Raw genomic sequence first — 15,461 nt, 5'->3', positions numbered from 1 at the left:
ACGCCGGCCGGCGCCTGAGAACTCCCCCTCTGTCATGGGCCTGAGAGTTTCACTCGCGCCCTCGTGAGGGAGATCGAGCTTTCACCGTCGGCGGACCCGGCGCGGTGCACCCGGATCACTTTCCAGAGTGGCCCGATCGACGCGGTACGCGTACCTGAGAGATTGGCGGGGAGGCTTGCTCCTTCGGTGCCCGGCTGCGTTCGCCGGAGCTCTCCCGCATCGATCATGGGGCCGGTGTGGACTTGTGGGGTCAGCCTAGCGGGTGGGGGCGCGGCGTACAGCCCGCGCCGCCTGAGAATCAGTAGGAGCCGCCGGGCCAGACACCGTCGGGGAGGCGGATGCAGGGTGAGCCAGAATCAATATCCAGCTCGGCTCGAGGGCGTATGTAGCGCACGACCCACACGGCTTGATCTGGACCGCGGACCGTCACGATTGAGTCGCCCTGGTCCTCTCGTCGGCTGATGTTGAAATGTTCGCGACCGACGAAGCTATCGGCGATCACCCCGATCACCTCCTCGGGCGGCGCATTACCAACGATCGTCGCCGTCAAGCCACCGGCCCACTGCCTTGCGCCATCACGCGAGCACGGCAGGAGCGCACCCTCGTCCTGCTGTTCGACATTCGTCACCAGTTCCGGAGGCAGCGACTGCACGATCTCGAGCTCCAGGTCCTGCGCAAGTTTCTTTGCGCCGTCCAGAGACATGTCTTCGTTCACGACGTACGTCCGGCCGCTGCATCCCGCCATCCCGGCGACGAGGACGAGTGCCGCGAACACGGTCAGGGGTACATTCCGTCTCATTCGAAGACTTTCTTCCTCAGATCGCTCAGCGGCCCGATGTTGTCGGTGCTAACGCCCGCGATCAGATTGTGGTTGCTCAGCGGAGACAGAGACACGCGCAGCGATGGTCCATCAGGCCTCAAAAACGGAGCCAAGTCGCCACCGAGAGGTATCTCGGCATCCGTCCGCCTTTCGTAGATGTGACTCTCGAACGCGGGGACTGTGTCTGGCGCTCGTCCCGCTCCCACGAGCATCGCGTCCTGCGCCATCGAGAGCGCATCGGTGTAGCTCCAGTGCGAGTAGCTGGTCGAAGCGTTGGGCGTCCAGCCATCGGGGACCCAGGCACCGGACAGCGAATGAACTTGGTCGTAGCGCGCCCCCTGCATCTCGGAGGCCGCGACGGGGACGAGCCCCCAGCTGTGTCCCATGGCGAGCTGCCGACCGTGTGCGAGCGTCGGATCGCTTGCCACCTCGCGCTGGAAACGCGCGAGTGCTTCACCTCCGGGAGCAGCCCGGTCGGGGCCGTTGGCTTCGAGGAGGCCGATACCGAATCCTGTCTGGCCGGGATGCTCATCGTCGCCAGGAGAGTCTGCGCCCTTCCACACGAAAGCGACCATGCCGCTCTCCTGCTCGGCCATCCACTGAGAGACGCCCTGAACCTCTCCTCGATAGAAGCTGTCGAACCGTGTGAACGTTCCAGGCACGTAGGTCAGGATTCTCGTCGTCCCCGTCCCCGGCGTGCCGAACATCTCGATGATCCGGTTGTCCGCGGGCTCGTAGAGGTATAGCTGCACCTTGCCCGTTTCGACGCCGCGGAGATAGTCGCGCTCCGCTCGCAGCGCGTCCCACGCCGCACGCCGCTCCGCCTGAAGGTCCGCGCTCGCCCCCTCACCGTGAAGTCGCTCCCACGCCGCCAACTCGGCCTCGACCTCACCCAGGCGTGAGCGCGCCGTCACCCGGTTCGCCGCGACCCTCGCGAGAGGCGGCACGCCGCCCAGGGCCCCGACGAGAGCCGGAGCGCCGTCGATGAGGGCGGCAGCGGCTGCCGGGGAGAGGGAGTCCCACCAGGTGCGCACGGCGTCGGGAGCGGGCGGATGCTCGCGCAGCAGATCCGCCCACTCGGGATGAGCGGCGATGAGACGGGCGACCCGGGACGTCCCCGAGCGCGCAAGCGCGAGCAGAGGCGCCATGACGAGCTCGGTCGTGATCTCTTCGCTGCGCACGGCCCACGTGAGCCGGGGACCGAGGGGTTGTGCGGCGGCATCCGGGATCGCGACCTCCCACGTCGGAGGGAGCGGGATCGCGGCGAGATCGCCACGCGCCTGGTCGATCCGCTCATCGACGTCCGCGGCGAACCCGTCGATCTCGCGCGCGAGTTCGACGGAACGGTCGCGGTCATCGATCCCCCGGGCTGCGCGCGCGAACTCTGCGACGTCCTCGACGAGACCGCGGCGACGCATCGACAGCCACAGGAGGTCGTCGGACAGATGATCGACGATATCTGCCGCGCGCAGCAGAGCCTCGCAGACGTCGGCGGCAACCACGGTGAGAGGCCGCATCTTCGCGGCGGCGGCCGCCGCTTCCGGGGCCTCGTACACCGCTTCGAGGCCGTCCCACCGGGCGACGACCGCGCTTCCCACGTCGGGGAGAGAGGCCGCCTTGGCTCGCAGCTCTTCAGCGAGGCGCCCCAGCGCGGCGGCGTCCACAGGAATCTCGGGGATCACGCCGAAATCCGCGCTCACGCGACCCGCCACCGTCCGGTCCCCTGACGTGTCTCGAGCTGCGCCGCCGTGACGGCCATCACGACATCTGCGCGGCAGTACTCCGCCACGGCCTGCTCCGCGATCGTCAGGACCGAACCAGCGTGAGCGATCGATCCGCCCGCCTTCGCCTCCCACGGGTCCATGACACGGCAGAACGCCTGGAACAGCTCGGGCACCGGGGCCACGGCATCCCGAATCCCCCACAGCACGTGGGCGGTCGCTCCGACCGCGTCCGTCAGGTCGTCGAGACGCCGTGCCGTCTCGCCGGCGAGCCCGAGGAAGCCGGGGATGTCGATGGCGTATCGGTCGGTCATCCGCGAGACGCTAGTCGGATCGCCGAGACGGTCCGGAAATCTCTCCACAGACGCCACCCTGGTGAGGAGCAGTCGTCGAGGGCGTGTCAGCGCGGGATGCACGCTCCGGATGCCACCGGCGTCGACAGCGAGTCGAGTTGGGCCATCACGGGCTCGAGCTCGGCGGGTGTCATCGCGTATCCGACGTTCTCGTCGGAGTCGGACCGCGCGAACACGACACCGGCGACATCGCCGGTCGGCGTGAGGAGGGGGCCGCCCGAGTTACCCGGGCGGATCACCGCGCCGAGCGCGTAGATCTCGCGCGGGGTCGACTGGCCGTCGTAGATATCCGGAACGGGCACGCTCCCCACCGACAGCACCTGCGCGCTGCCGGAGGTGAACGGCCCGCCGTACGGGTACCCCTGGACGACGGCAGCCGCTCCCACGTCGAGAGTGGAGACCACCGGGAGAGGCTTGGCATCCAGGCCGTCGACGGCCACCACGGCCAAATCGTCGGTCGGGTCGAAGTACACCACGCGCCCCTCGCGCGCGGGCTGGCCGGGGAGTTCGACGAGCGGCGTGTCGACGCCCGCGACCACGTGGGCGTTCGTGATCAGTCGGCCGTCGCCCGCAACGAAACCGGATCCGCTCGAGGTGACGCCACAGGCGTAGGCCGTGCCGGAGATCCGGGCGACCGACTGCGCCGCTTCCGTCAGAGCGGGGTCGTCGAGCGCGATGTCGGGGGCCGTGGGCACCGGGCCGATCTGGATCAACTGACCCAGCCGCGGAAGGCCGTCGGCGAGGACGTTACCGCGCAGTTCTGCGATCGCCGCGCGGACGGGGGCAGGGGTGATGTCGTCGATCGTGCGGACGATGGTCGACGACGCGAGCGCGGCGGAGACCACCGGCATCCCGGCGGGGATCAACGATCCGGCGACGAACGAGATGGCGAGGGCCGCGGCGGCGACGTTGACGATCCCGCCCAGAAGTCTCTCGGGAATGCGCAGCTTGATGCGGTCGGCTCCGCGTCGGAACACCTGCCCCACGGCGCTGCCGAGACCGGCCCCGAGCAGCAGGAGGAGCACACCCGCGCCGACCATCGCGGGTCCACGCCACGAGGGTTCGGCGACCCACTGACCGACGAGAGGCGTCACCCAGAAAGCGGCGAGCGCGCCCAGCGCCAGCCCCGCGAAGAAGCCGATCGTGGCCAGGAAACCACGGGACAGGCCCACGAGGAGCGCGATCGCCAGCATGACGATCAACACGATGTCGACAACAGCCACCCGCACCTCCGAGGTCCGCGATCAGGGTACGTCGACGGTCCTGTGAGAACCCCTCGACGCGCGTTTTGCGCTTCGGGTCACAATGACATTAAGATCGTGGACGGAGATATGGTCACCATGACACGAACCTCGGAACCCCAGGGCCTCGACAGCGGCGTACGCGTCGCCGTCTCGACGGTCATCTTCAGCGTCCGCCGCGACGCGCACGACGAGCCGGTCCTGTCTCTGCCTCTCGTCCGCCGCACGCGCGACCCCTTCGACGGTCGGTGGGCACTGCCGGGCGGCTGGCTCGACGCCGCCGAAGAGCTCGACACCGCGGCATCCCGGACCCTCGCCGAGACGACGGGCCTCACGCCCAGCTACCTCGAGCAGCTCTACGCGTTCGGTGCGGTCGACCGCTCCCCCACCCGGGTCGTGTCGATCGTGTACTGGGCGCTGCTGCGCTCCGACGAGGTCGACGCCCAGGTCGCCGCGCACGAACGCGAGGGCGACGCACCCGAGAACGTCGAGTGGTTCGACGCGACCGACCTCCCTCCGTTGGCGTTCGACCACAACGACATCGTCGAGTACGCCCTCTGGCGTCTGCGCAACAAGGTCGGCTACAGCCGCATCGCCCACGGCCTCCTCCCCGACGAGTTCACGCTCGCCGACCTCCGCGAGGTGAACGAGACGATCCTCGGCAAGCGCCTGGACCCCGCGAACTTCCGCCGCCAGGTCGACACCTCGAACACCCTCATCCCGACCGAGCGCTTCCGCACCGGAAGCCACCGCCCCGCCCGTCTGTACCGCTACAACCGCGATGTGGAGCTCGCCGACCGCGGCCCGCTCCCCTCCCGTCACTGATCGGAACGCCCATGGCCGCCACCCTCATCACCCTGCAGCCCCGCCCCGAGATCGACCCGAGCGTCGACCACGCGATCCAGGCGATCGTCTCGGGCGCGTCGACCGACGCCACCTGCACGACCGACCTCGCCGTCGGCCCCTGGGACTTCGACACGCGCCCCGGTTACGGTCCCGGCTCGTCGATGGGCGACGTGATCCCCACGGGCTCCCCGCGACAGGGCGAACTACCCGCGGAGTACCGAGAGGCGTCCGACGACGAACTCGATGAGCGCATCCGCGCTGCCAAGGCGACCCTCGGCGATCGCGTCGTCGTGCTCGGCCACTTCTACCAGCGCGAGGAGGTCGTGCGGCACGCCGACTACGTGGGCGATTCGTTCCAGCTCGCCAATGCGGCGAAGGAGCGTCCCGAGGCCGAGGCGATCGTCTTCTGCGGCGTGCACTTCATGGCCGAGACCGCCGACCTGCTCTCGCGCCCCGACCAGGCCGTCATCCTGCCGAACCTCGCAGCCGGATGCTCGATGGCCGACATGGCCGACATCGACCAGGTCGAGGAGTGCTGGGAGCAGCTCGAAGACGTCCTCGGCGACCTGGAGACCCCGGATGCCGACGGCCTCGTGCCCGTGATCCCGGTGACGTACATGAACTCGAGCGCCGCCATCAAGGGATTCGTCGGCCGTCACGGCGGGATCGTCTGCACCTCCTCGAATGCGCGCACCGTGCTCGAGTGGGCCTTCGCCCGCGGACGCCGCGTGCTCTTCTTCCCCGATCAGCACCTGGGCCGCAACACCGCGAAGGCCATGGGCGTGCCGCTCGAGCAGATGCCGATGTGGAACCCGCGGAAGCCGCTCGGCGGCTCGACGGCCGAGGTCATCGAAGACAGCCGCGTCATCCTGTGGCACGGCTTCTGCTCGGTGCACCGCCGATTCACCGTCGACCAGATCGAGAAGGCACGCGCCGAGCACCCCGGGGTGCGCGTGATCGTGCACCCCGAGTGCCCGATGGACGTGGTGGATGCCGCCGACGAGGCGGGGTCCACCGACATCATCCGCAAGGCCATCGCCGCCGCCGAGGAGCCCACGACCTTCGCGATCGGCACCGAGATCAACCTCGTGCAGCGCCTGGCCGCCCAGTACCCGCAGCACGAGATCTTCTGCCTCGACCCGGTCGTGTGCCCGTGCTCGACGATGTACCGCATCCACCCCGGCTACCTCGCGTGGGTGCTCGAGTCGCTCGTGGCAGGCCAGGTCGTCAACCGCATCACGGTCCCGGCCGACGTCGCCGAGCCCGCCACAGTCGCCCTCGAGCGCATGCTCGCGGCCAAGCCGAACGGCGCCGTGAAATGACCGCGGTCGTCGTGGTGGGCAGCGGTATCGCCGGTCTCACGGCGGCACTGCACGCGGCGGAGAACGGATGCCACGTCACGATCGTGACGAAGGGCGCTCTTCCCGACACCAACACGCGGTGGGCCCAGGGCGGGATCGCGGCGGTCACCCACCCCGCCGACAGCGTGGCCTCGCACGCCGCCGACACGCACACCGCGGGCGCCGGGCTCACAGACGCCGCCGCCGTCGACGTCCTCGTCGGCGAGGGACCGGCGCGGATCCTCGAACTGGTCTCGCGCGGAGTGACGTTCGATCGGACGCCGGACGGCGACTTCGCCCGCGGCCTCGAAGCCGCGCACGCCGTCCCCCGCGTACTGCACGCCGGCGGCGACGCGACCGGCGCCGAGATCCAGGCGGCGCTGGGCTCCGCGGTGCGCGCCGCCCACCTGACCGTGCGGGAACATGCCCTTCTGCGCGACCTCGTGGTCGAAGGCGGTCATGTCACGGGGATCGTGCTGGACGGGGGCGAGCGTCTCGACGCCGACGCGGTGATCCTCGCGACCGGTGGGGCCGGACAGCTGTACGCGCACACCACGAACCCGCTCGGCGCGACCGGAGACGGGATCGCGGCGGCCCTGCGCGCCGGTGCCGCCGTCGCGGATCTCGAGTTCGTCCAGTTCCACCCCACGGCCCTTGCGGTCGGGGCCCCGTTCCTCGTCTCCGAGGCCGTCCGCGGCGAAGGGGCCGTCCTCATCGACGATGCCGGGCGGCGATTCTGCTTCGACGCGCACCCCGACGGCGAGCTGGCGCCCCGCGACGTCGTCGCCCGATCCAATGCCCGCGCGATGGCCGCGCAGGGCGACCGGCCGGTTCGTCTGGATGCCACGGCACTCGGCGCCGAGCGGCTCGCGCAGCGCTTCCCCACGATCGACGCCGCCGTCCGGGCGCGCGGGCTGGATTGGGCGCGTGAGCCCATCCCCGTGACGCCCGCCGCGCACTACCTCATGGGCGGAATCGTCACCGACCTCGACGGGCGCACGAGCGTCCCCGGTCTGTACGCGGTCGGCGAGACGGCGCGCACGGGCGTCCACGGCGCGAACCGCTTGGCATCCAACTCCCTGCTCGAGGGGGCCGTGTTCGGAGCGCGAGCAGGCGAGGCCGTCGCCGCGGGCGGCGCGTGGCCGATCCCGCCGGTGTCGACCACTCTCGCGGAGGCCGAAGCCGCCGCCGAGGCTCCCCCGTTCTCGCGCGAGGCCCTGCAGCAGGTGATGTGGGCGCACGCGGGACTCGTGCGCGACGCCGCCGGCCTCGACCACGCGTCAGGGCTCCTTGCCGCGTGGGCCGCTTCCCCGGCTCCTCTCTCGGTCGAGGACGCCAACCTGCTGCTCGTCGCCCGTCACGTCGTGGCGGCCGCGCGCGCCCGCACGGGCTCCGTCGGAGCGCACTTCCGCGCCGACGCTCCCGCCGCGGCATCCGTCCCGCCCGTCCAGGAGGCCCTCGCATGCTGACCCGTGCCGCCATCGAACGTGTCGTCTCGGCCGCTCTGACCGAGGACGCCCCCTGGGGCGACCTGACGAGCGAGACGCTCATCCCCGCTGATGCCGTCGCCCGCGCCGCCCTCGTCGCCCGCGTCGACGGTGTCTTCAGCGGCGCGGCGGTGTTCGCCGCCGCGTTCACCCTCACCGATCCTTCGATCGTCGTCGAACAGCACGTGGGCGACGGCGAGCGGTTCGCCCCGGGTGACACGCTCGCGACGGTCTCCGGTCCCGCGCGCGCCGTGCTCACCGCCGAGCGCATCGGGCTCAACTTCGTGCAGCGGATGTCCGGCATCGCCACGCTGACCAGCCGATACGTCGCCGAGGTCGCGCACACCGGCGCCCGCATCGTCGACACGCGCAAGACCACGCCGGGCCTGCGCGCGATCGAGCGTCAGGCGGTGCGTGACGGCGGAGGACACAACCACCGCTTCTCGCTCTCCGACGCGGTCATGGCCAAGGACAACCACCTCGCCGTGCTCACCTGCGGAGGGCTGTCCGTCACGCAGGCGCTCGAGGGCGCGATCGCCCGCCTCCCCCACACCACGCACGTCGAGGTCGAGGTCGACCGGCTCGACCAGATCGACGCGGTGCTGGCCGCCGGCGTCGGCACGATCATGCTCGACAACTTCTCCCTCGACGACCTGCGTCTCGGCGTCGCCCGCATCGCCGGCGCGGCTCAGGTCGAAGCGTCGGGCGGCGTGACGCTCGACACCGTCCGCGCCATCGCCGAAACGGGCGTCGACGTCATCTCGGTCGGCGCTCTCACCCACTCCGCTCCCGCGCTCGACCTGGGCCTGGACATCCAGATCGAGACGGCGTGAGCCTCTACCTCGACAACGCCGCCACGACCCCCGTGCGCCCCGAGGTGCTCGAGGCCATGGCGCCCTACCTCACGCGGTTCTTCGGCAATCCGTCGAGTCATCACGAGGTCGGCGAGGCGGCGGCATCCGCCCTGGACGACGCGCGATCACGCGTCGCCGGAGTGCTCGGGATGCGGACGAGCGACATCCTCTTCACATCCGGCGGCACCGAGTCCAACAACGCCGCCATCAAGGGACTCGTGCTCGGCTCCGGCAAGAAGCACCTCGTCACGACCGCGATCGAACACGAGTCCGTGCTCGCGTCAGCGGACTACCTCGCTCGTCTGCACGGAGTCGACGTCACGCACGCCCGGGTCGATGCGACCGGCACCCTGACTCCCGATACGCTCGCCGGCGAGCTCCGCGATGACACCGCGCTGGTGAGCGTCGGGTACGCGAACAACGAGATCGGCACGGTCCAGAATGCCACCGCTCTCGTCGCCGTCGCCCACGACCGCCGCGTCCCCGTGCACCTCGACGCCGTCCAGGCCGCGGGGTGGCTTCCGCTCGCCGGCCTCGGTGCCGACGCGCTCACGGTCGCCGGGCACAAGATCGGCGCCCCGAAGGGCACCGGGATCCTCGCCGTGCGGGGTCGGCTCCCTTTCGAGCCTCTGCTGCACGGCGGTGGGCAGGAACGCGGTCGGCGGTCCGGCACCCCCGACGTCGCGGGCGCGGTCGCGATCGCCCGCGCGCTGGAACTCGCCGAGGCCGAGCGCACCGACGAAGCCGAGCGGGTCTCGGGTCTGCGCGACGAGTTCGTCGCGCGGGTGCTCGATCTCGTCCCCGGTGCGCGGCTCACCGGGCACCCGTCTCGGCGCCTCCCGGGCACCGCGAGCTTCGTCTTCCCGGGCACGAACGGCGAAACCGTCCTGCTCGAACTGGAACGTCGCGGCATCGTGTCGTCCAGTGGGTCGGCATGCGCCGCGGGGAGCGACGAAGCCTCGCACGTCCTCCTGGCGCTCGGTCTCCCCCACGACGACGCGCGCACCGCGGTCAGGTTCACGTTCCCGCACGGACTGACGGCTTCCTTGGAACCGGTCGCCCGAGCGGTCCAGGCTGCCGTGACCGCCGTAGGATCGCCCGAGTGAGCACCACCGGCGTCACCGTCATCATCCCCGGCTTCAACGTCGCCGACTACGCCGGAGAGGCCCTCGACTCCCTCCGCGCGCAGACGCATCGACACTGGACCGCGGTACTCGTCGACGACGCCTCCACCGACGACACCCGGCATCTGTTCGCGGACGCGGCAGCCGCCGACCCGCGCTTCCGGGTCGTCCGCCACGAGACGCAACGAGGACTCGGCGCAGCGCGGAACACGGGACTCGAGCGGGTCGAGACGCCCTACACCGCCTTCCTCGACGCCGACGACCTCCTCCGACCCGACGCCCTGACCCAGCTGGCGAACACGCTCGATCACACGAGCAGCGATTTCGTGGTGGGAGCGTACGTACGCCTTCGACCGGATGCCGAGGGCCCTGGTTACACCCCGGGCGAGGTCCAGCCCTGGGTCACGGCCGCCACCGACCCGGCGCGCGAGCGGACCACCCTCGCGGCGCACCCCGCGGCATCCGGGAACATCGTCGCGTGGTCGAAGCTGAGCCGCACGGCCTTCTGGCGCGAGCACGATCTTCGCTTCCCCGAGGGACGGTACTACGAGGACCAGGTGCTGGCGCAGCGGATGTACACGAGCGCCGAGGCGTTCGACGTGATCCCCGACGTCATCGTCGAGTGGCGGCAGCGCCGCGACGGGGGGTCGATCACGCAGCGCCTCGGCGAGCTCGACGTGCTGCGCGATTACCTCGAAGCCCTCGGCGAGGGCATCGCGGTGCTGCGCGCGGCCGGGGCGGACGCCGCGATCGCGCAGCGCGGAGCGCTGATCCGCACGCTCGATCTCCCGCCGCTGCTCCGCATCGCCGAGACGCACCCTGATCCCGCGTATCGCATCGCTCTCGAGGCGTTCCTCGAGTCGCTGCCCGGCTGACGCTCCCGTCCTTGACGCGCGAGATCCTCGGCGAGGATCATCCCGTGACGTGCGCCGAGCGTTCGGCGCACGGGGCTCGTGGAGGCACTGACGTGCGCCGAATGCTCGGCGCAACAGCGCGTGAACGGACGTATGGCCCAAGTCAGCGGAGGGGGCACGGCGGGGTGCACGCGCGTCACGACGGCAGACTGCTCCTAGGCGGGAGCCTCGTCGGCCCGCCGGGCCGGCAGCGCCGCGCGGGCGAGGCCGGCGGCATCCCGCTCCTCCTCCGCCAACACGAACGAGGCGGCGAGCTGTTCGGCCGCGAGGCTCGCGTAGAGTCCCCCCGCGGCGAGGAGCTCGGCGTGCGTGCCCGACTCGACGATGCGCCCCGCATCCACGACGTGGATTCGATCTGCCCCGATCACCGTGGACAACCGATGGGCGATCGACAGGGTCGTCCGGCCGTGGGAGGCGGTCTCGAGCGCCTCCTGCACGATCCGCTCCGACACCGTGTCGAGAGCGCTCGTCGCTTCGTCGAGGAGAAGCACCGGGGGGTCTTTCAGGAGCACGCGCGCAATGGCGATGCGCTGCTTCTCGCCGCCGGACAGGCGGTATCCGCGCTCTCCGACGACGGTGTCGTATCCCGCCTCGAACCCGGCGATCACGTGATGGATGTTCGCGGCGCGGCACGCGGCCTCGATCTCTTCGTCGGTCGCGTCGGGGCGCGCGTAACGGAGGTTGTCGCGCACGGTCGCGTGGAAGAGATAGGTCTCCTGCGACACGATCCCGATCTCGTCGATGATCGACGCCCGGTCGAGCGTGCGCACATCCGCCCCCGAGAACATCACCGATCCCGCACTCGCCTCGTACATCCGGGGGGTCAGATAAAGGATCGTCGTCTTCCCCGCCCCCGACGGTCCGACGAAGGCGACGTGCTGTCCGGGCTCGACCGCGAACGACACACCGTCGAGAGTGGGACGCGCATGCGCGGGCGCATCGGGGTAGCGGAACTCGACATCGCGGAACTCGATCCGCCCCAGCGGCCCGGGGGCGGCGGACACGGGCAACGCGTCGGGCGCGTCGACGATCGCGGGACGCAGGTCGAGGTACTCGAAGATGCGCGCGAACAGCGCGGACGATGTCTGCACGTCGAGCGCCACGCGCATGAGCCCCATGAGCGGCATGAGCAGGCGAGCCTGGACCGTCGTGAACGCCACGATGGTGCCCGCGGTGATCGCCCCGGTCCCCCCGGCGATCAGGAAGCCGGCGACGAGGTAGATCACGGCGGGAACGCTCGACATGATGACCTGGACCACCGCGAAGAAGCCCTGCCCGCTCATCGCGCGCCGCACCTGGAGGTGGACCTGGTTGTCGTTCTCGGCGTCGAAACGGGCGGACTCCGTTCGTTGCCGGTTGAACGACTTGGACAGCAGGATGCCGGACACGCTCAACGTCTCTTGCGTGATCGCGGAGAGCTCGGACAGCGACTCCTGGGTCTCGCCCGCGATCCGCGCGCGCACCTGTCCCACGCGCCGCTGCACGAAGATGAGGAACGGCATGAGGGCGACGGCGATCAGCGTGAGCCGCCAATCGATGAGGATCATGGCCACGAGCGAGGCGATGACGGTGACCGCGTTGCCCAGGATGCTCGTGACGGTGTTGGTGAGCACGCCGGACACACCCCCGACGTCGTTCTGCAGCCGCGACTGGATCACGCCGGTCTTCGTGCGGGTGAAGAAGCCGAGCTCCATCGCCTGCAGGTGATCGAACAGCCGGGTGCGCAGGTCGCCGGTGACGCGGTTCCCGACCGTGGCGGTGAACCACGTCTGCGCCACGTTCAATCCCGCCGAGAGCAGGAACAACGCGATCATGACGCTCACGAGAACGGTGAGCAGACGAAGGTCCGGCGGCGTGCCGTCGATCGGGAAGAGCGCGTCGTCGAAGATGCGCTGCACGAGCAAGGGCGGGATGACGCCGACCGCCGACGCCACGATCACGAGCAGCACCGTGATCGCGATCCGTCCCCGGTAGGGCCGGAAGAGGTCGACGACGCGCTTCCCGAGGTTCGCGACACGGGGCGCCTGAGCGTTGCGTCGACGCTGCTCGGCCGCATCGACACCGCGGAACATGCTTCCGCCGACTCCACCTGGGCCCATGCGGGCCAGCCTACGTCCGCTCACCGACATCGGCTCTCGCCGCTCGGCCCGCGGCCCAGCGGCTAGGCTCGGTGGCCCGCATCTCTTTCGTCGAATTCCTTCGACGGTGGAATATCTCGCCGGTGGACACCGTTGCCACCGAAGCACGTCGCCGTTCCGGCGCCACGAAGCCCCCCGCACGCAAAGGACCTCGTCATGGCCGCCCCCGGCACCACCACCGCACCCCCGACCACCGCCTCGGGCGTCACGACCGCGCAGAGCCGCGTGATCTGGCTGCTGCTCACCGCCGCATTCGTGGCGATGCTGAACGAGACGACGATGAACGTCGCGATCCCGTTCCTCATCCGCGATCTCGGCATCACCGCGGTCTCCGCGCAGTGGCTCACCACCGCGTTCATGCTGACGATGGCCGTCGTGATCCCGATCACGGGGTTCCTGCTGCAGCGCTTCACCACGCGACAGGTCTTCATCACCGCGATGACGCTGTTCTCGACCGGAACCCTCGTGGCATTCCTGTCGCCGGGCTTCGAGCTCCTCGTGGTCGCGCGGGTGATCCAGGCGTCCGGTACCGCGATCATGATGCCGCTGTTGATGACGACGATCATGACGATCGTGCCGCCGCAGCACCGCGGCCGCATGATGGGTCGCGTCAGCATCGTCATGGCGCTCGCGCCGGCCATCGGTCCGACGATGTCAGGCCTGATCCTGCAGTCCCTCGGCTGGCACTGGATCTTCGGGATCGTTCTGCCGATCGCCCTCGTCTCGCTGTTCGTCGGCGCGCGCTGGATCCACAACCTCGGCGAGACCCGCACGGCACCGATCGATGTGGCATCCGTGATCCTGTCGGCTCTCGGCTTCGGCGGCCTCGTCTTCGGTCTCAGCCAGATCGGCGGCGGTCACGGCGGCGACCCGGATGCCGCCTCGACCTCGCTCGTTTCCCTGATCGCCGCCCTGACGATCGGAGCGCTCGGCCTGGGCGCGTTCATCTGGCGTCAGATCCGCCTGCAGCGCACCGACTCCGCCCTTCTGGATCTTCGGGTGTTCCGCTCGGGTGCGTTCACGCTGACCGTCGCCCAGCTGGGTGTGATGTCGCTGGCATTCTTCGGCGCGATCACGCTTCTCCCGCTGTACCTGCAGACAGTGCTGGGTAAGACCCCGCTCGAAACGGGCCTCGCGGTCCTGCCCGGTTCGCTCGTCATGGGTCTCGCCGGCCCGGTGATCGGACGCATCTACGACCGGTTCGGAACGCAGGTGCTCCTCGTCCCCGGTGCCGTCATCGTCAGCGCCACGCTGTGGTTCTACACGACGGTCGGAACCGAAACGTCGTTCGCTCTGCTGATCGTGGTGCAGACCGTCATGATGATCGGTCTCGCTCTGTCGTTCACGCCGCTGTTCACGGCCTCGCTCGGCTCACTCGAGCCCCGGTTCTACTCCTACGGCTCAGCCGTCGTCGGAACGGTGCAGCAGGTGGCGGGAGCGGCGGGCATCGCGCTCCTGATCACGGTGATGTCGTCCGTGTCGGCCGCGACCGTCGAGGGGATCGAGGCGGATGCCACGGGCACGCGCACCGCGTTCATGATCGCCGCGATCATCTCGCTCCCGCTCATCGCAGGTGCCTTCGTCATCCGCAAGCCCGCGGATCAGGTCGAGGGATCCGCTCCCGTCGGCCACTGACGCGAGGCGAACGCCGTCTGCTCAGAGCGAGCAGGAACCCCCGCCGCAGCACTGCGACGCGGGACGGGACGACTTCTGCGCCTCGTCGCCCGGGCCGTTCAGGAGAGTGAGAACGGGCTTGGAAGCGGAGGTCGTGTCAGACGTGGTGTCACCGGACATGCGCTCCATGCTACGCCCGTGAGCGCGAGGCGGGGCCGCGCCGTAACGCCGGGCCTCGGCATCCGCAACCCCCGTTCGAGGCGGTCCCGCCGTTCATAGCGTGGGAACACCCCGATCGACAACCCGGTCGGGACGGTCCCGCGGTCCACCGCGCGGAGAGATCCCGATCGAGAAAGAGAGAGTCGAACCATGACCGATCTCAGCGGCAAGCGCATCGCATTCCTGCTCACCGACGGTTTCGAAGACAGCGAGCTCACCAGCCCCTGGGAGGCGGTGACCTCGGCGGGCGCGGAGGCCGTGCTCGTCTCGCCGAGCGAGGGCAGCATCACGGGTGAGAAGGGCCACCAGCAGAAGGTCGACCTCGACGTGTCCTCGGCGTCGGCCGACGACTTCGATGCCCTCGTGCTTCCCGGTGGCGTCCAGAACGCGGACGACATCCGCATCGTGACGGATGCCGTGTCGTTCACTCGCGACTTCTTCGAGCAGCACAAGCCCGTCGCCGTCATCTGCCACGGCGGGTGGATCCTCACGGAGGCCGACGTCCTCAAGGGTCGGACGCTGACCAGCTACCCGACGCTGCAGACCGATCTGCGCAACGCGGGAGCGACGTGGGTCGACGAGGAGGTCCACGTCGACCAGGGTCTCGTCTCGAGCCGCAACCCCGACGACCTGCCCGCGTTCAACGCCAAGCTCGTGGAAGAGGTCGCCGAGGGCCGCCACGCGGGCCAGACGGCCTGACCCTCCCGAGCAGAACGGCCCCGCACCTCGGTGCGGGGCCGTTGTCTTCACGCCGAGTCGTCACGGCGAGTCGTCACGGCGAGTCGTCACG

14 protein-coding genes and 2 riboswitches are annotated in these 15,461 nt (G+C 70.0%); of the genes, 8 read left to right on the top strand and 6 right to left on the bottom strand.

Going from position 1 to position 15,461, the window contains the following annotated elements; translation table 11 throughout:
- Positions 1-19: 19 nt before the first annotated feature.
- Positions 20-132, bottom strand: a riboswitch (glycine riboswitch).
- Positions 133-227: riboswitch (glycine riboswitch) on the bottom strand. It lies immediately after the preceding riboswitch.
- Positions 228-298: 71 nt separating this feature from the next.
- The 4 genes from NS283_RS16720 to NS283_RS16705 all read right to left on the bottom strand — a co-directional run bounded on the left by NS283_RS16720 (position 299) and on the right by NS283_RS16705 (position 4,117).
- On the bottom strand, positions 299-799 hold the full coding sequence (locus NS283_RS16720) for a hypothetical protein (RefSeq protein WP_058597981.1): 501 nt from the start codon (positions 797-799) through the stop codon (positions 299-301).
- Positions 796-2,520 carry a hypothetical protein gene (locus tag NS283_RS16715; RefSeq protein WP_153003406.1) on the bottom strand — a complete coding sequence of 575 codons (1,725 nt, stop codon included), beginning with the start codon at positions 2,518-2,520 and terminating at the stop codon, positions 796-798. The genes NS283_RS16720 and NS283_RS16715 overlap by 4 nt, the downstream gene beginning before the upstream one ends.
- On the bottom strand, positions 2,517-2,855 hold the full coding sequence (locus NS283_RS16710; RefSeq protein ID WP_058597979.1) for a hypothetical protein: 339 nt from the start codon (positions 2,853-2,855) through the stop codon (positions 2,517-2,519). The genes NS283_RS16715 and NS283_RS16710 overlap by 4 nt, the downstream gene beginning before the upstream one ends.
- 86 nt (positions 2,856-2,941) lie before the next feature.
- On the bottom strand, positions 2,942-4,117 hold the full coding sequence (locus tag NS283_RS16705) for a MarP family serine protease (protein WP_081317472.1): 1,176 nt from the start codon (positions 4,115-4,117) through the stop codon (positions 2,942-2,944).
- Positions 4,118-4,234: 117 nt separating this feature from the next.
- Between NS283_RS16705 and NS283_RS16700 the strand changes: the two genes are divergently transcribed.
- The 6 genes from NS283_RS16700 to NS283_RS16675 are packed head-to-tail and all read left to right on the top strand — an operon-like array spanning position 4,235 to position 10,661.
- Positions 4,235-4,960 (top strand): NUDIX hydrolase, encoded by a 726-nt coding sequence (locus tag NS283_RS16700; protein WP_058598012.1) that lies wholly within the window; start codon positions 4,235-4,237, stop codon positions 4,958-4,960.
- An 11-nt stretch (positions 4,961-4,971) separates the two neighbouring features.
- Positions 4,972-6,303 (top strand): quinolinate synthase NadA, encoded by a 1,332-nt coding sequence (gene nadA, locus NS283_RS16695; RefSeq protein ID WP_058597978.1) that lies wholly within the window; start codon positions 4,972-4,974, stop codon positions 6,301-6,303.
- Entirely contained in the window at positions 6,300-7,790 is a 1,491-nt protein-coding gene (gene nadB, locus NS283_RS16690; RefSeq protein ID WP_058597977.1) for an L-aspartate oxidase, read from the top strand. Before nadA ends, nadB begins: the two co-directional genes overlap by 4 nt.
- Complete coding sequence (nadC, locus tag NS283_RS16685; protein ID WP_058597976.1) at positions 7,784-8,641, top strand: carboxylating nicotinate-nucleotide diphosphorylase; 858 nt, start codon at positions 7,784-7,786, stop codon at positions 8,639-8,641. Before nadB ends, nadC begins: the two co-directional genes overlap by 7 nt.
- Positions 8,638-9,768 (top strand): cysteine desulfurase family protein, encoded by a 1,131-nt coding sequence (locus tag NS283_RS16680; RefSeq protein ID WP_081317471.1) that lies wholly within the window; start codon positions 8,638-8,640, stop codon positions 9,766-9,768. The genes nadC and NS283_RS16680 overlap by 4 nt, the downstream gene beginning before the upstream one ends.
- Positions 9,765-10,661 (top strand): glycosyltransferase family 2 protein, encoded by an 897-nt coding sequence (locus NS283_RS16675; RefSeq protein WP_058597975.1) that lies wholly within the window; start codon positions 9,765-9,767, stop codon positions 10,659-10,661. The genes NS283_RS16680 and NS283_RS16675 overlap by 4 nt, the downstream gene beginning before the upstream one ends.
- Positions 10,662-10,855: 194 nt before the next feature.
- Here NS283_RS16675 and NS283_RS16670 read toward each other — a convergent pair whose 3' ends face one another.
- On the bottom strand, positions 10,856-12,799 hold the full coding sequence (locus NS283_RS16670; RefSeq protein WP_058597974.1) for an ABC transporter ATP-binding protein: 1,944 nt from the start codon (positions 12,797-12,799) through the stop codon (positions 10,856-10,858).
- A gap of 195 nt (positions 12,800-12,994) precedes the next feature.
- On the opposite strand from NS283_RS16670, the gene NS283_RS16665 reads away from it, so the two are divergent.
- The gene (locus tag NS283_RS16665; RefSeq protein WP_058597973.1) at positions 12,995-14,473 is read left to right on the top strand and encodes an MDR family MFS transporter; all 1,479 of its coding nucleotides are present in this window, start codon (positions 12,995-12,997) and stop codon (positions 14,471-14,473) included.
- A 21-nt stretch (positions 14,474-14,494) separates the two neighbouring features.
- On the opposite strand, the gene NS283_RS19000 is transcribed toward NS283_RS16665, so the two are convergent.
- Positions 14,495-14,632, bottom strand: coding sequence for a hypothetical protein (locus NS283_RS19000; protein ID WP_193752701.1), 138 nt, complete (start codon positions 14,630-14,632; stop codon positions 14,495-14,497).
- A gap of 189 nt (positions 14,633-14,821) precedes the next feature.
- On the opposite strand from NS283_RS19000, the gene NS283_RS16660 reads away from it, so the two are divergent.
- Positions 14,822-15,370 (top strand): type 1 glutamine amidotransferase domain-containing protein, encoded by a 549-nt coding sequence (locus NS283_RS16660; protein WP_058597972.1) that lies wholly within the window; start codon positions 14,822-14,824, stop codon positions 15,368-15,370.
- The last annotated feature ends 91 nt before the right edge of the window (positions 15,371-15,461 follow it).

The organism is Microbacterium testaceum (assembly GCF_001476285.1).
Lineage (GTDB): Bacteria > Actinomycetota > Actinomycetes > Actinomycetales > Microbacteriaceae > Microbacterium > Microbacterium testaceum_B.
The sequence above is the reverse complement of the archived record's forward strand: the minus strand, read 5'-3'. Positions and strand labels throughout refer to the sequence as shown.

Excerpts from the sequence above, each read along its gene's own strand:
- nadA (WP_058597978.1), top strand. The coding sequence starts at position 4,972 with ATGGCCGCCACCCTCATCACCCTGCAGCCCCGCCCCGAGATCGACCCG.
- nadC (WP_058597976.1), top strand. The coding sequence starts at position 7,784 with ATGCTGACCCGTGCCGCCATCGAACGTGTCGTCTCGGCCGCTCTGACC.
- NS283_RS16670 (WP_058597974.1), bottom strand. The coding sequence starts at position 12,799 with ATGGGCCCAGGTGGAGTCGGCGGAAGCATGTTCCGCGGTGTCGATGCG.
- NS283_RS16720 (WP_058597981.1), bottom strand. The coding sequence starts at position 799 with ATGAGACGGAATGTACCCCTGACCGTGTTCGCGGCACTCGTCCTCGTC.
- NS283_RS16710 (WP_058597979.1), bottom strand. The coding sequence starts at position 2,855 with ATGACCGACCGATACGCCATCGACATCCCCGGCTTCCTCGGGCTCGCC.
- NS283_RS19000 (WP_193752701.1), bottom strand. The coding sequence starts at position 14,632 with ATGTCCGGTGACACCACGTCTGACACGACCTCCGCTTCCAAGCCCGTT.
- NS283_RS16660 (WP_058597972.1), top strand. The coding sequence starts at position 14,822 with ATGACCGATCTCAGCGGCAAGCGCATCGCATTCCTGCTCACCGACGGT.
- nadB (WP_058597977.1), top strand. The coding sequence starts at position 6,300 with ATGACCGCGGTCGTCGTGGTGGGCAGCGGTATCGCCGGTCTCACGGCG.
- NS283_RS16665 (WP_058597973.1), top strand. The coding sequence starts at position 12,995 with ATGGCCGCCCCCGGCACCACCACCGCACCCCCGACCACCGCCTCGGGC.
- NS283_RS16700 (WP_058598012.1), top strand. The coding sequence starts at position 4,235 with ATGACACGAACCTCGGAACCCCAGGGCCTCGACAGCGGCGTACGCGTC.